The sequence below is a fragment of the Paraburkholderia megapolitana genome (assembly GCF_007556815.1).
In the GTDB taxonomy this organism is placed as follows: Bacteria; Pseudomonadota; Gammaproteobacteria; order Burkholderiales; family Burkholderiaceae; genus Paraburkholderia; species Paraburkholderia megapolitana.
Genome location: NZ_CP041743.1, coordinates 2,931,570 through 2,945,322 on the forward strand (window position 1 = coordinate 2,931,570; position 13,753 = coordinate 2,945,322).

The 13,753-nt window shown below is 62.7% G+C and carries 14 protein-coding genes; 3 read left to right on the forward strand and 11 right to left on the reverse strand.

All coding sequences use genetic code 11. From position 1 onward, the window contains the following. Nucleotides 1–41: 41 nt before the first annotated feature. Nucleotides 42–737 (reverse strand): alpha/beta fold hydrolase, encoded by a 696-nt coding sequence (locus tag FNZ07_RS12360; RefSeq protein ID WP_091006684.1) that lies wholly within the window; start codon nucleotides 735–737, stop codon nucleotides 42–44. A gap of 52 nt (nucleotides 738–789) precedes the next feature. Here FNZ07_RS12360 and FNZ07_RS33600 point away from each other — a divergent pair, with 52 nt between their 5' ends. Then, on the forward strand, nucleotides 790–1,161 hold the full coding sequence (locus tag FNZ07_RS33600; RefSeq protein WP_170275729.1) for a MerR family transcriptional regulator: 372 nt from the start codon (nucleotides 790–792) through the stop codon (nucleotides 1,159–1,161). Nucleotides 1,162–1,188: 27 nt separating this feature from the next. Here FNZ07_RS33600 and FNZ07_RS12370 read toward each other — a convergent pair whose 3' ends face one another. Continuing rightward, the gene (locus tag FNZ07_RS12370; RefSeq protein WP_091006686.1) at nucleotides 1,189–2,070 is read right to left on the reverse strand and encodes an SDR family oxidoreductase; all 882 of its coding nucleotides are present in this window, start codon (nucleotides 2,068–2,070) and stop codon (nucleotides 1,189–1,191) included. A 126-nt stretch (nucleotides 2,071–2,196) separates the two neighbouring features. Between FNZ07_RS12370 and FNZ07_RS12375 the strand changes: the two genes are divergently transcribed. Next, on the forward strand, nucleotides 2,197–3,138 hold the full coding sequence (locus FNZ07_RS12375) for an AraC family transcriptional regulator (protein ID WP_091006688.1): 942 nt from the start codon (nucleotides 2,197–2,199) through the stop codon (nucleotides 3,136–3,138). Between the two features lie 55 nt (nucleotides 3,139–3,193). Here FNZ07_RS12375 and FNZ07_RS12380 read toward each other — a convergent pair whose 3' ends face one another. Continuing rightward, nucleotides 3,194–4,150 carry an aliphatic sulfonate ABC transporter substrate-binding protein gene (locus FNZ07_RS12380; protein WP_245811302.1) on the reverse strand — a complete coding sequence of 319 codons (957 nt, stop codon included), beginning with the start codon at nucleotides 4,148–4,150 and terminating at the stop codon, nucleotides 3,194–3,196. Between the two features lie 186 nt (nucleotides 4,151–4,336). Here FNZ07_RS12380 and FNZ07_RS12385 point away from each other — a divergent pair, with 186 nt between their 5' ends. After that, nucleotides 4,337–5,404 carry an LLM class flavin-dependent oxidoreductase gene (locus tag FNZ07_RS12385; RefSeq protein ID WP_091006692.1) on the forward strand — a complete coding sequence of 356 codons (1,068 nt, stop codon included), beginning with the start codon at nucleotides 4,337–4,339 and terminating at the stop codon, nucleotides 5,402–5,404. A 21-nt stretch (nucleotides 5,405–5,425) separates the two neighbouring features. Here the strand turns inward: FNZ07_RS12385 and FNZ07_RS12390 are convergent, their stop codons facing one another. The 8 genes from FNZ07_RS12390 to argH all read right to left on the reverse strand — a co-directional run bounded on the left by FNZ07_RS12390 (nucleotide 5,426) and on the right by argH (nucleotide 13,663). Continuing rightward, complete coding sequence (locus FNZ07_RS12390; protein ID WP_091006694.1) at nucleotides 5,426–6,280, reverse strand: ABC transporter substrate-binding protein; 855 nt, start codon at nucleotides 6,278–6,280, stop codon at nucleotides 5,426–5,428. A 49-nt stretch (nucleotides 6,281–6,329) separates the two neighbouring features. Then, the gene (locus FNZ07_RS12395) at nucleotides 6,330–7,733 is read right to left on the reverse strand and encodes an MmgE/PrpD family protein (RefSeq protein ID WP_091006696.1); all 1,404 of its coding nucleotides are present in this window, start codon (nucleotides 7,731–7,733) and stop codon (nucleotides 6,330–6,332) included. Further along, nucleotides 7,730–8,659: a polysaccharide deacetylase family protein gene (locus FNZ07_RS12400; protein ID WP_091006698.1), complete on the reverse strand. Its 930-nt coding sequence runs from the start codon at nucleotides 8,657–8,659 to the stop codon at nucleotides 7,730–7,732. The genes FNZ07_RS12395 and FNZ07_RS12400 overlap by 4 nt, the downstream gene beginning before the upstream one ends. Beyond that, nucleotides 8,656–9,594, reverse strand: a complete 939-nt coding sequence (locus FNZ07_RS12405; protein WP_091006701.1) for a polysaccharide deacetylase family protein — start codon at nucleotides 9,592–9,594, stop codon at nucleotides 8,656–8,658. The genes FNZ07_RS12400 and FNZ07_RS12405 overlap by 4 nt, the downstream gene beginning before the upstream one ends. Next, complete coding sequence (locus FNZ07_RS12410) at nucleotides 9,581–10,435, reverse strand: ABC transporter substrate-binding protein (protein ID WP_091006702.1); 855 nt, start codon at nucleotides 10,433–10,435, stop codon at nucleotides 9,581–9,583. The genes FNZ07_RS12405 and FNZ07_RS12410 overlap by 14 nt, the downstream gene beginning before the upstream one ends. A 75-nt stretch (nucleotides 10,436–10,510) precedes the next feature. Further along, the gene (locus FNZ07_RS12415) at nucleotides 10,511–11,275 is read right to left on the reverse strand and encodes an amino acid ABC transporter ATP-binding protein (protein ID WP_091008737.1); all 765 of its coding nucleotides are present in this window, start codon (nucleotides 11,273–11,275) and stop codon (nucleotides 10,511–10,513) included. A 52-nt stretch (nucleotides 11,276–11,327) separates the two neighbouring features. Further along, nucleotides 11,328–12,242 carry an amino acid ABC transporter permease gene (locus FNZ07_RS12420; RefSeq protein ID WP_091006704.1) on the reverse strand — a complete coding sequence of 305 codons (915 nt, stop codon included), beginning with the start codon at nucleotides 12,240–12,242 and terminating at the stop codon, nucleotides 11,328–11,330. Then, nucleotides 12,236–13,663: an argininosuccinate lyase gene (argH, locus tag FNZ07_RS12425; RefSeq protein WP_091006706.1), complete on the reverse strand. Its 1,428-nt coding sequence runs from the start codon at nucleotides 13,661–13,663 to the stop codon at nucleotides 12,236–12,238. Before argH ends, FNZ07_RS12420 begins: the two co-directional genes overlap by 7 nt. Nucleotides 13,664–13,753: the final 90 nt, after the last annotated feature.

The following is a 13,753-nucleotide window of genomic DNA, read 5'->3' on the forward strand; positions in this document are numbered from 1 at the left end:
GCAACTTGCAACGTACTCAATCCGTTTTCTGAAGCGGGTTCCTAGTGTCCTGGCGCAATGAACGCCGATAGCAAGGCAGCCACTTCGTGAGGTTTCTCGATTGGCGGCAGATGTCCGCAATCAGCAATGACATGGAGTTTCGATTCTGTGACGAGGTTCTGAATCTCATGGGACAGATGGACCGGCGTGACCCGGTCTTCCTGGCCAACCACCACGATGGTCGGAATGTCGATCGTTGACAGGACCGGCCGCAAATCGGAGCGGGCAATAACGGCCAGATTTTGCCGTACGTAAGCTTGCGGACCAACCCGGACACTCATTCCAACCAGTTCGTCGCGCACGTCTTCGGGGGTTGACGGATGCACAAGCGATCTGAGGCTACGCTCAGCCGTACGCTGAAAGTCGTTGCTCATACCGACGTACAGGTTGGCGAGACGACGATAGACCCCTCGCCCAAAACTGTCGGGCCGTGCGCTGGTGTCGATCAACGCCAGGTGTGTAACGCGTCGGGCGGCGATTCTCATGATCTCCAGCGCCACCATCCCCCCCATCGACAAACCCGCCAGAGCAAAGCGATCCGGAGCCTGGGCTAGAACGCGACGCGCCATGCCCTCAAGCGTTACGTCGCTGAGCGTATCGCCAACGAGACAGTCGATCTTCCCGTCCAGCGCAGCAATTGTTCGACGCCAGACGGCGGCATCGCTGCAGAGGCCCGGTATCATCAAAAGTGTTTCCATTGGATCGGTGCATCCTGAGTCGAAGAATAAGGATGCTGCACCTTCCACCTACTTGAAGGTCAAGCTCATGCGCATCGGGCTACTTGCATCGCAAACCAGGATCAGCGCGACTCGAATTCGCTTTTACGAGGCTCGCGGACTGCTTCCACCGCCCGGGCGGTCGTTGAACGGATATCGAGAATATGACGCGCGGGCGATGGAGATTTTGCTGTTCATCGACCGGGCCCGCCGTCTTGGTTTTTCGCTAGCCGAGGTGGAGTCGCATCTCTCGTCCCCGCACGACGAAGGTCGAAAGACCAGACTGTTGGCGATCGTCGAATCGAAGCTTCGTGCCCTGGAAGCGCAAGCGGCTCAGATAGAGAATCAAAGAACCGAGCTCACGGCGCTGGCCACGGAATTGCGAACCTACTCACCGGCAGCGTAAGCGGACACGGTCCCAGGCATCTATTGCCTAGCGCACCTGTTCAAGATCGGCGATCAGTCCTGGCCCTGTTGGTTGCCATGCCAGTCGTTCCTGCGTAAGCGCGCTGGAAGCGGACATGTCGGCGCCGACGAATGCACTGAGCCAGCCGAAGTGTGCGGGTGCATCCGGGGCGGCAATGCTCGTTACCGGAACATTCAGATTGCGACCGATGACTTCGGCAATCGTCCGCAGTGGTACGCCTTCTTCGGCAACGGCATGGTATCGGATGCCCGTCGCACGTTTCTCTAACGCCAGAAGGTATAGACGCGCCGCGTCCGAGAGATGCACAGCAGCCCAGCGGTTAAGCCCGTCGTCGATATAGGCGGACACGCCTTTTTCTCGCGCCAGTTTAATCAGGTAGCTGATGAGCCCCAGCTTGACGGGATTGTGGACTTGCGGAAGGCGCACGACCGATACCCTGACGCCACGCTGTGCTAGCGCGTCAGCGGTCGATTCCGACACCTTGCGGGGGTTCGGTTGATCGGGATTGAAGTTGTCTTCAGTCGCGGGCTTGCCGTACGCGGACGTGCCCAGTGCGGCAACAGAGGTAATGATCAACGGGCGGTCCGATCCGTGCAGCGCGGACCCCATTGCCTCGACGGCCTGCCGGTCTGCTTCACAGTTCGCCAACATCTTCGAAAAGTCGTGATTGAAGGCCGTGTGGATGACACCGTCAGCCGAGCTTGCCCCGCGGCGCAGACTGTCGAGGTCGACAATATCGCCGCGGTGCACTTCCGCTCCAACGGAGGTAAGTGACTGGACACCCGCCTCCGACCGCGTCAGTCCAAGCACCTGATGGCCTGCGTTGATAAGCTCGTGAACAATGGTTGCGCCAATAAAACCCGTGGCGCCCGTTACAAAAATACGCATGATGAATTCGCCTTTAAGTAGATTCAGGGCTGCAGTCGCAGTCCAGCGATACCTAATTTAGGCGGTGCTCGCGATACGAACAATGTCGTATAGTCCGTATTTTTGGATCAATCGTCCAGGAACTGTATGGATCCACTCTCAGACTTGTTGTCTTTGCTGAAACCCAGGAGCGTTGTATCGGGCGGCCTTGGGATCAACCGCAACTCGGCGATTCAGTGGCAGCAACATGACGGCATCAAATGCTATGCCGTGGTCTCCGGTCAGTGCTGGTTATCAGTGAATGGCGTTAGCGATCCGGTGCTTCTCACCGCGGGCGACTGCTACTTGTTGCCACCTGGGCCGCCTTTCTGTCTTGCCACCGACCTGTCGATAAAACCTGTCGACTTCAGTCTGCCACTGGTAGCAGAGGGATCGGGTACCAGCGTCTCCAGCAGCGAAGAAGAAGGTTGTTATCTTGTCGGCGGCTACTTTCTGCTCAGCGGTGACCACGCCAACATGCTGTTGGGCTCACTGCCGCCCATCGTGCATATCCGCAAGGACTCAGACAAAGCGGCGATGCGTTGGTCGCTGGAGCGCATGGCCCAGGAGATACGCGATCCGCAGCCGGGCGGATCTTTGATCGCACAGCAACTCGCCTTCATGATGCTCGTTCAAGCATTGCGCCTGCACCTGAACGACAGGGCCAGCGCCGGCGTCGGTTGGCTCTTCGCATTGGCGGATAAACATCTGGGCGCAGCCCTCGCCTGCATGCACGATGACCCAGGGCATCCGTGGACGTTACAGGCGCTGGCCGTGCGCATAGGCATGTCACGCTCGACCTTTGCAATGCGCTTCAAGGAGACGGTTGGATCATCCCCGATGGAGTATCTGACACGTTGGCGAATGCTGTTGGCATGCGATCGGCTGAAAAATTCAGGCGACTCGATTCCCCGTATTGCCACATCGCTGGGCTACGAGTCCGAAAGCGCGTTCGGCAAGGCTTTCAAACGCGTCATAGGCTGTTCACCGAGGCAGCACAGTCGGCAAACCGTGACCGCCGACACGCCGCCGGATCGGCGTGCCGCATAAATCGGAATGGTGAGTTGAACGCGAATCCTGACCGCCCGGAATGTCACGATAACCATCACCGTCCCGGCGGCGTCCAGATTCGAATGTCAGTCGCCTTCAACGTCGCCGGAATCAACCCCGCTGCACGATACGTATCCGCGATTCGCTGCTGTTCTCCAAGCTGATCACGCTGCACCGGCACGATTGCATAGCTGCGCCGGCTGTTCGCCAGCTCGACGGTCGGCGCGGGCAGATTGCCCCACAGCGGCGCGAGAATCTGCGCCGCTTCCTGTGGATGCGCCTTGACCCACTGCCCCTTCTCCTTCAGTTCATCGAACACCGCACGCAGCACATCAGGATGTCGTTCCGCAAACGAAGTCGTCGCCGTGTAGAAGCGGTTGTATTGCGCGAGCCCATCGGAACCGTCCGCGACCACACGCACATGCGCTTCACGCTGCTGGGCGGCCAGGAACGGGTCCCAGATCACCCACGCATCGACATTGCCGCCGCGAAACGCTGCGAGCGCATCGGGCGCTTCGAGGTACCGGACCTGAATGTCATTGATCGTCAGGCCCGCTTTCGCGAGCGCAACCAGCAGCAGGAAATTACAGCCCGAACCCTTCGATACCGCGACGCGTTTTCCTTTCAGATCGGAAACCGTACGGATTGCCGAATCGGGCGGCACGATAATCGCCTGCGCGGATGGTGCCGACGTTTCCTCGGCGTAATACGTGAGCGGCGCATTCGCCGCCTGCGTGAACAACGCAAATGCATCGGCGACGTCCGCATGCAGATCGACGCTGCCCGCATTCAGCGATTGCAGCAGCCCCGTCGAAAACTCGTGCCAACTCACGTCGTAGCCCAGCGCGCCGAGTTTCTTCTCGAGTTCGCCGGTGCGCTTGAGCAGAATGAACAGCGTCGACGAACGCTGGTAGCTGATCGACACGGTTTCGCGCGCACTCGCTGCGCTGGGTAGGCATAGCGCGCTCGCCAGTACGCCGGTGACAAACAGCGTCGCAGTGGCAGTTCGCAAGCGAGGAAGTCGGGTGAAAAAAGCGTGCATTGGTCGAGTTCCGGTTGACGAAGGAACCGACCACTATATAAAGAACGTCCGATGCATCAAATGCCGATTTAATCGATCGATAGCGGCAGAAATTGGAACGTTCGCACGCCAGGACAGGCATCATGTTTGCCGGCTTTATGTGGAGCGCTTTCTTTCATGTCGACCTTCCCCGCCCGCTTCGGCATCTGGGCGCTCGTACACGGCAGCCGCGCGGCGCTGCAAGATCCCGACGAACCGTATGACGCATCGTGGGCGCGCAATCGTGCGCTGGTACTCGATGCGGAACGCCTCGGTTACGACTCGGTGCTCGTCGCGCAGCACACGATCAATCCGCACGACCCGAATCTCGATCAGCTCGAAGCGTGGACCACATCGGCGGCACTCGCCGCGCTGACGTCGCGCATCGAGATCATCGCGGCGATCAAGCCGTACCTGTACCACCCGGTCGTGCTCGCGAAGATGGCGCAGCAGATCGAGCACATCAGCGGCGGGCGCTTTGCGCTGAATCTCGTCAATGCATGGAATCGCCCGGAACTGGAGCGCGCGGGCATCGGTTTCGCCGAGCACGATGCGCGCTATGCGTATGGACGCGAATGGATCACGGTGGTCGATAAGTTGCTGCGCGGCGAACGTACGTCGTTTGCCGCCGAACACTTTCATATCGACGATTACCAGCTACGCCCCGCCGATCCATTTCGCGCCCGGCCACGCATCTATGTAGGCGGCGAATCGGAGCCGGCGCGCGCGCTCGTCGCCGATGCCGGCGACGTGTGGTTTATCAACGGTCAGCCGCTCGACGACGTCACTGCGCTGATTGCCGACGTGTCGCAACGGCCGCGTCCCAACGGTGCACCACCGCTACGCTTCGGGCTGTCGGCATTCGCGATCGCGCGCGAATCGGACGCGCTTGCTGCCGATCATCTCGCGCATCTGTTCGCCCTCGCGGCAAAAGATGCTCCACTGCGCGCGCAGCAAAAGCAGAACATCGACCCGAAGGCCGTGATGTTCCAGACCTTCGCGCAAACGCCGCGAGTCGGTTCGAACGGCGGCACCGCGGCGGGGTTGGTCGGTAGCTACGATACGGTCGCCGAACGGATCGTAGCGTTTCGTCGCGCGGGCATCGAACTCTTCATGCTGCAGTTCCAGCCGTTCGAAGCCGACATGCAGCGCTTTGCCGAAGAAGTGATCCCACGCGTGCGGGCACTTGAACACGCGACGATTTAACTCACGACGCTGCGCGCGTACCTACTGCGGCGTTACCCCATTCACGCCGATCTTCGCCACGGCGCTCGACTGCAGCCCCCACTTCGCGACGATCGTGCGATACGTGCCGTTCGCGACCAGCCTGTTCAACGCGGCAAGCACCGCGTCACGCAGCTTCGGATTCGACTTCGCAAACGCAATGCCTTCGGGCGACGTCGCGAACGGCTCGCCGATTGGCTTGTAGGTGTTCGGTTCGAGTTTCATCGCGTACGGCAACGTTTCGCTGCCCTGCACACCCGCCGCGATCCGTGTCTGCTTGAGCTGCATGCGCGCCGACGATGTGTCTTCGGTGCCGACCACGGTGATCGCCGGTTTGCCGGCTGCGACGCAGTGTTGCGCGCTCCAGTCGGCGGTATCGGCGGGGAACGATGTGCTGCGGCTCGTACCGACCGACTTGCCGCATAGATCGGTGGCGCTGCGGATCTCGCCCGCGCGCGATGCCAGGATGTAGAACTGCGCGCCCGAATTCACGTAGTCGAGAAAATCGACGCTGTCACGGCGCTTCGGCAGATCGCTCATGCCGCTCAGAATCATGTCGACGCGCCCGGTCGTCAGCGACGGCAGCAACTGCTCGAATGCCGATTCCTGCCATTCGAGCTTCACGCCGAGTTCCTTCGCGATCGCGTTGCCGAGATCGATGTCGAAACCGGTCAGCTCGCCGCTGTCCGGGTCCTTGTATTCCATCGGCGGATAAATCGAATTGACCGCGACCTTGATCGTTTTCGATTTCGCGATCACATCGGGCAAGGTCTGCGCGTGCAAGACACTGACGCTGCACAGCGTCGACAGCAAGAACACCAGCAAGCCGGAGGCAGCGCGTAGCGGAGTGAGATTCATCGATGACGTCCTTTTGTTTTGAAGAGTCTGTGAGGCGTGTTTGCGCATTTCACTGCAACGCTGCGCGCGTGTCGGCGTGACCCACAAGCGAGCGCAACAACCTACGTACATCGGCGATACGCTCAAGACCGAGCACCGCATCGGCCAGTGCGGCAAGCGGTGCTTCGTCGAGCACGACACCGGCAAGCGAGCGGTACTTTGCGAGCAACGCGTCATCCGCTAGCGGATTGCGTGGATCGCCGAGCGGCACCGGTACTTGCAGTGAGCGCGGCTCGGCATCGCGCATCGACAGTGTGACGAACGGTTCGTCGAGATCGGACATCGCTGGATCGACTTCGAGCACGATGCGCGACATCGCAACGCCAATGCGCGGGTCGCGACGCTGCGCGTCGGCATACGCATCGAGCCCCGCGTGACCGTACACCAGCGCGGCGGCAAGCGCATACGGCAGGCTCATCTGCGCGGACGCAAGCGGATGCAGATCGCGGCCGCCGCACATCCGCTCGACGAACGCGCTGAGCCGCACATGTACGTCTTCCAGCCGGTCGAGATCGCACGCGCGGTGGCCTAGTAGTTCGAGCGTTGCATCGACGGCTGCGTGCGCGCTGCGGCACGACGCATGCGGCTTGACCGAGCAGCGCATCAGCTTCCACTGCGTACCGAGATCGGCGAGCAGCGCAGCCGGCTCTTGCGTTTCGGCTGCGAATGCGTTGAAGAAGCCGCCCCAGACGTCCGCGAAGACCTGGCTAGGTCCACTCACGCCCTCGCGTGCCAGCAGTGCGGCCAGCAGACCGCCCTCGGCTGCGCGCCCCGTATGCATCCGCTTGGTCTGCGACGCGTCGTGAATGAAGCCCCACAGGCCGCCTGCGAAACTGCCCGCGTGACCGAGCGCCGCGGCTGTCTGCGCGGCGTCGAGTCCCAGCAGACGTGCGGCCGCGGCCGCCGCACCGAACACGCCGCAGGTCATCGTCGAATGCCAGCCGCGGCCGTTGTGCGGCGAGTAGCCGCCGCACGCTTCGAGCACGCGGCGCCCGACGTCGTAGCCGAGCACGACCGCGGCGATAAACGCACGTCCCGACACGGGCCGCTCGCTACACGCGAGCGCCGCAAACGCGGCGGGCAGCACCACCGCACCCGAGTGATCGCAGCCGCCCGAATCGTCGAGTTCGAGCGCATGCGCCGCGACGCCGTTGACGAACGCCGCATCGCGAGGACCGAACGCGAGTCTGGTGCCCCATGCACCCGTAGCACCGGAACCAGCCGCTTGCATCGGTTGCATGATCGCACGGGCGCTGCGTGCTTCGAGCGCGGCCGAACCCGCCAGCGCCGCGCCGAGCGTATCGAGAATATGCCGCTTCGCACGCCCAACGACGGGTTCGGGAATCGCATCATCGGGCAAGCCAGCGACGAAGCCCGCCAGTTGTTCCGACAAGGACCGGTCGCGCGCGCTCATGCGACCGCCTGCCGGTATTGCTCGAACACGTCGACCGGATGACCGGGTTCGTTGCGTGCGATCGTCGCCCGCCACCACTCCGCGACTTCGGCGCCGGTGGCAAACCACACGTCGTGGTGCGTGCGCATCTCGGCGAGCAGTTCGCGTAACACGTCGATGCGCCCCGCGGTACCGATGATCTCCGGATGCAAGCGCAACACGAAGCACAAGCCAAAGCGATGGAATGCAGCGAAGTCCTGCTTCAGGTTGGACAGCACCTCGCGATACGACGGGATGCGCGGCTGTCCGACCGGCACCGCCGGCGACAGGTTGTACGCGAAGTACGGCTCGTCTTCGAGTTCATAGTGCAACGGCAGTTCGACGAGCGGCGCTGCGGTACGCGGTGTGTCAGTCTGTGCGGGGAGTTCTGTCGGATGGAAATACGGCAGATCGTCGCCGCGCCACGACGACGACCACGTCACACCCTCGTCGCGGATGAAATCCGCGAAACCGGGCGCCCAGTTGCCGTAGAACGAGCGGAACCCTTGCGCGCGCCGGCCGGTTAGCGCCGCAAGCGCATCCTGTCCCGCGAAAAAAGCGCGCCGCTGCTCGTTGAGCGTCAGCGTATCGAAGTTTTCGCAACGATCGCCGGAGGTACCCAGTTCGTGACCGCATGCAGCGATCTCGCTGACGAGCCCGGCATGCGTCTTCACGACTTGCCCGGGCACGAACCAGCTCGAACGCACGCCGGCTTCGTCGAGTGCGTCTAGTACGCGATCCACACCGCGCTTCGCGCCGTAGCGCCACACCGACAACGATTTCTCGCGACCCGCGATGCGCGGCTCCTGCGTCAGGATGCCGAGATCGTCGTTGAAGTCGACCGTGACGACGACCGCGCAGCGTGCGCGCTGCGGCCAGATCGTTTTGCTTCCATTCGCGTTGTTCATCTACGAAATTCCTGCACCGCGGTAGTCGTTGAGTTGGCCACATACGTATCGCGCCACCATTGCGCGACATCCCGACACGCGGCGAACCACACCCCGTCCTGCTCGCGCATATGATCGATCAACCGTTCGAGCAACGGGATGCGCCCAGGCTTGCCCGATACCTTCGGATGAAACAGCGTCGTCAGACACAGCCCGTCGCGATGCGAACCGTCGAACTCGCGCCGCCAGTTATCGAACGTCGTGTCGTAACTCGCGATGCGGTCGAGGCTCGCGGGGAAGTCCGGGTTGCGGTGATACGCGAGCGACGCGTAATCGTCCAGTTCCCAGCGGCCCGGAATCTCGACCATCGGCTCGGCGATACCTTCCGCGTGCATCAGGTATGGCCGGTCGTCGCCACGCATCGAACTCGAATAGCGCACGCCGGCTTCGGCGAGCACGCGGATCGTGTCCGGTCCCCAGTCGCCGGAAGGCGTGCGAAAACCCACCGGGCGAATGCCCAGATACCGTTCGAACACCTCTGCCGAACGCTGCATCACCGCGCGCTGGCCGTCGCTATCGAGCGTCCAGAACGCTTCGTGCCGATAGCCGTGATACGCGATCTCGTGACCGCCTTCGACGATCGCCGCACATTGCTGCGGCCAGTTCTCGACAACCCAGGCGGGGACGAAGAAGGTCGCAGGCACAGCCCGCTCGCGCAGCATATCGAGCAGGCGTCGCAACGCGCGCCACGGCCCATAACTGCCGAGCGTGAAGTAAGCCGGATTACGCCAGATCGAACCGTCGAGCATCGCATCGCCGGTCGGACCGTCGAGATCGAAGGCAAGCGCGACACACGAGCGGTGCCCGTGCGGCCAGCGCGGCGCAGTACGTGTGTCGTTAGCGGTTTCCGTGCGCGCGCCGGTGCGTGCGCGCAGCGGCCGGTCAGTTATCGGCATTGAGCACCGCCTTCTGCACCGCATGATCCTGCAGACTCCACTTCGCGAGCAGCTTCTGATAGGTGCCGTCCGCGATCAACTGGTTCAGAGCCGCCGTCAGGCCCGCGGTAATCGCCGCGTTGCTCTTCGCAATGCCGATGCCCGTGTACTGCGACAGGAACGGTTTGCCGATCGGCGCATACGCGTTCTGTTCGACCGAGTTCTGGTACGGCAGCGTTTCGCCGCCCTGCACTGCCGCGTCGAGTCGCGCCTGGCGCAACTGCATGCGCGCATCGGACGAACCATCCGTGCCGACCACATTGATCGGCTTTTTACCGGCCTTCACGCAGTTCGCGTTGCTCCAGTTCGCCGTGTCGCTGGGGAACGACGTGCGACGGCTCGAACCCACGGTCTTGCCGCACAGCGCGGCCATATCGGGAAACTCTCCGGCGCGTGTCTTGAGCGTATAAAACTGCGGGCCCGTTGTGATGTAGTCGAGGAAATCGACAGCGCTACGGCGCGCCGGCAGATCGGTCATGCCCGACAGGATGATGTCGACGCGATGCGTCGTGAGCGCGCTCATCATCTGTTCGAAACCGGTCTCCTGCCATTGCAACGTCACACCGAGCTTCGCCGCAAGCGCTTCGCCGAGATCGACGTCGAAGCCCATCAGTTTGTCGGTGGCCGGGTCCTTGTATTCGAACGGCGGATAGTTGGGCACGATGGCCGCGATCAGCGTGCTCTTGCCGATCGACGGTACGGTTCCGGCCTGCGCTGCCGGCAGCGCGCACAACGTCGTTGCCGCGGCTACGAGCGCAACAGCGAGCGTGACCCGCCCGCGCAAACGAAAGAATGCGTTCATGAACACTCGCTTGAAGTAAAGGTTGGCCGTGCGCGGCACGGCGTGAGATTGGTTATGTGGTTCGACAGTCAGTACTCAGGACAGCACGGCCGACACGAAGTCCTGCGTACGGCGGTGTTGCGGATGCGACAGCACCTGGTCCGGTGGACCGCTTTCGACCACCTGCCCCTGATCCATAAACGCCACGCGGCTCGCCACTTCGCGTGCAAAGCCGAGTTCGTGCGTGACGACGATCATCGTCATGCCGCTTTGCGCGAGATCGCGCATCACGGCGAGCACTTCGCCGACCAGTTCCGGATCGAGCGCGGACGTCGGTTCGTCGAACAGCATCAACTGCGGATGCATCGCCAGCGCACGCGCAATCGCCACGCGCTGCTGCTGGCCGCCCGACAGTTCGACCGGAAACGCATCGCATTTGTGGCCGAGTCCCACGCGCTCGAGTAGCGCCCGCGCTTCTTCGACAGCTTCCACGCGACGCCGCTTGAGCACCTGCACCGGCCCTTCGATCACGTTTTCCAGCGCCGTCTTGTGCGGAAACAGATTGAAGCGCTGAAACACCATGCCGGTCGCGAGCCGTTGCCGCGCCATCTGCTTTTCCGACAATGGATAAAGCCGGTCGCCGACGCGCCGGTAGCCGACCAGTTCGCCGTTGACCCACAGCGCACCGTCGTTGATCGCTTCGAGCTGGTTGATACAGCGCAGGAACGTGCTTTTGCCCGAGCCTGACGGTCCGATCACGCACAGCACTTCGCCTTTCGTTACGTCGAGTGTGATGCCTTGCAGCGCCTTGAAGTCGCCATAGGACTTGCGTACGTCGACAGCGCGAACGATTGGATTCATGTTGCCTTGCTCCCCGCGGGGTCCGCGTATTTCGCCGGCATGATTGAGCGATTCACTGGCGCCCCGACTTGCGGCCTGCGCCGCGCGCATAACGCCGCTCCACCTGCGTCTGTAGCAACGACAGCACCGTCACGACAGCCAGATACCAGATGGCCGCAACGATCAGCAGTTCCATCACGCGCGCATTCGCGTAGTAGATGTTCTGCGCGTTGTGCAGCATTTCCGCGTACTGGATCACGCTCGCGAGCGATGTCAGCTTGACCATGCCGACCAGTTCGTTGCCGATCGGCGGTACGATCACGCGCATCGCCTGCGGCAGGATCACGCGGCGCAATGCCTGCAGCCGCGGCATACCGATCGACTTCGCGGCCTCGTACTGGCCGGTGTCGACGGACAGCATGCCCGCGCGTACCACCTCCGACGTATACGCACCCTGATTGATACCGAGGCCGAGCAACGCGGCGAGAAACGGCGTCATCACATCGACGGTGCGAAACTCGAACAGCCCTGGAATGCCGAGCGTCGGAAACACCAGCGCGAGGTTGAACCACAGCAGCAGTTGCAGGATTACCGGTGTGCCGCGAAACAGCCACACATAACCGCGCGCGACCGTTTGCACGACCGGATTGGCGGACAGCCGCATGACCGCGGTAATCACACCGAGCACGATGCCGAGCGCCATCGCGAGGATCGTCATCACGACGGTGTTCGCGAGGCCGGTCAGGATCGAACGCGCAGTCAGAAAGCGCGCGACATAGCTCCATTCGATCTGTCCGTGCGCAAATGCAACGACCACGTAGCCGATGATCGCGACGATGATCGCCGACGACAGATAACGCCCCCAGTGCCGCCGACGCACGTGGACCAGTTGCGAGATGTCGGTGAACTCGTGCGCGGCGTTCGTTTCATCTGAGGCACCGCCGGTGGCGAGCAGACCCGGTTGCCCGTCTCTCGATGCACTCAACATGTCGGTCCCCCATACGAAGTGGCCCACGCAAGCTGCGCGGCCAGCGCGCCTTGCAAACGCTCGATCTGTTCGCGAACGCGCGCGGGCGCAGTACCGCCGTAACCGCTGCGCGCCGCCACCGCGGCATCGAGCGTGACATGCGCAAGCACGGCCGGTTCGAGCCGCGCATCGACCTGCGCAAGCGTCGCCACCGACACCTCCGACAACTCGATCCCCTGCTCTTCGCACACGCGCACCAGCGCACCGGTGATCTCGTGCGCTTCGCTAAACGGCACACCGCGCAGCGCGAGCCAGTCCGCGACTTCGGTGGCGAGCGTGAAGCCGAGCGGCGCCTGACGACGCATTTCGTCGACATTCACGCGCATCGTGCGGATCATGCCGGCCATCGCGGGCAGCACGAGTTCGAGTGTGTCGATGCAATCGAACGCGGCGATCTTGTCTTCGGCGAGATCGCGGTTGTACGCGAGCGGCAGCGACTTCAGCGTCGCCAGCAGGCCGCTCAGGTTGCCGATCAGCCGGCCGGCCTTGCCGCGCGTCAACTCCGCGATGTCGGAGTTTTTCTTCTGCGGCATGATCGAGCTGCCAGTCGCATAGCCGTCGTCGAGCACGACCCAGCCGAACTGCCGCGAGGTCCACAGAATCACTTCTTCCGACAGCCGCGACAGGTTCACCGCCAGCATGCTCGTCACGAACACGAATTCGGCGACGTGATCACGCGACGCCACGGCATCGATCGAGTTCTCGCACGGGCCGTCGTAACCGAGTTCCACCGCCGACAACTCCGGCCGCCGGCAAATCGCCGATCCCGCCAGCGCAGCCGCGCCGAGCGGCGAACGCGCGCTGCGGCGATCCCAGTCGAGCAGACGATCGATGTCGCGGTAGATCGACTGCGCATGCGCCAGCAGATGGTGCGCAAACACCACCGGCTGCGCCGGTTGCAAGTGCGTAAAGCCCGCGGACACGCTGCCGATGTGCGCGTTTGCCTGTTCGATTAATGCATTCTGCAGATCGATGACTGCCTGGGTTAGCGTACGCGCCTTGTCCCGCAGAAAGAGCCTTAAGTCGTTCGCCGCCTGGTCGTTGCGCGAGCGCCCGGCGCGCAGTTTGCCGCCGGTTGCGCCGAGCCGCTGCGTCAGCTCGCGCTCCAGAAACGTATGCACATCCTCGTCCTGCAGCAACGGGCCGACTTCTCCGGCGCGAAACTGCGCGTCGAGCCGGTCCATTTCGTCGAGTAGCTGCTGCAACTCGGCGGCGCTCAGGATTTCCGCCCGCCGCAGCTCCTGCGCATGCGCGCGCGAACCGGCGAGATCGTATGGCGCGAGACGGAAGAAGCTCGGGTCCGAGCGCGACAGCGCGGTCAGCGCAGGCGCCGGGCCGGTCTTGAAACGTCCGCCCCATAGCCGGTCGGTGTGCTGGGTCATGCGAAAACTCCGTGGATGGATTGAGCGGATGCCTGAGCGGGTACCTGAGCAGACTTGAAGCGCCGCCGGGCAAGGTTGAGGCGATTTTAT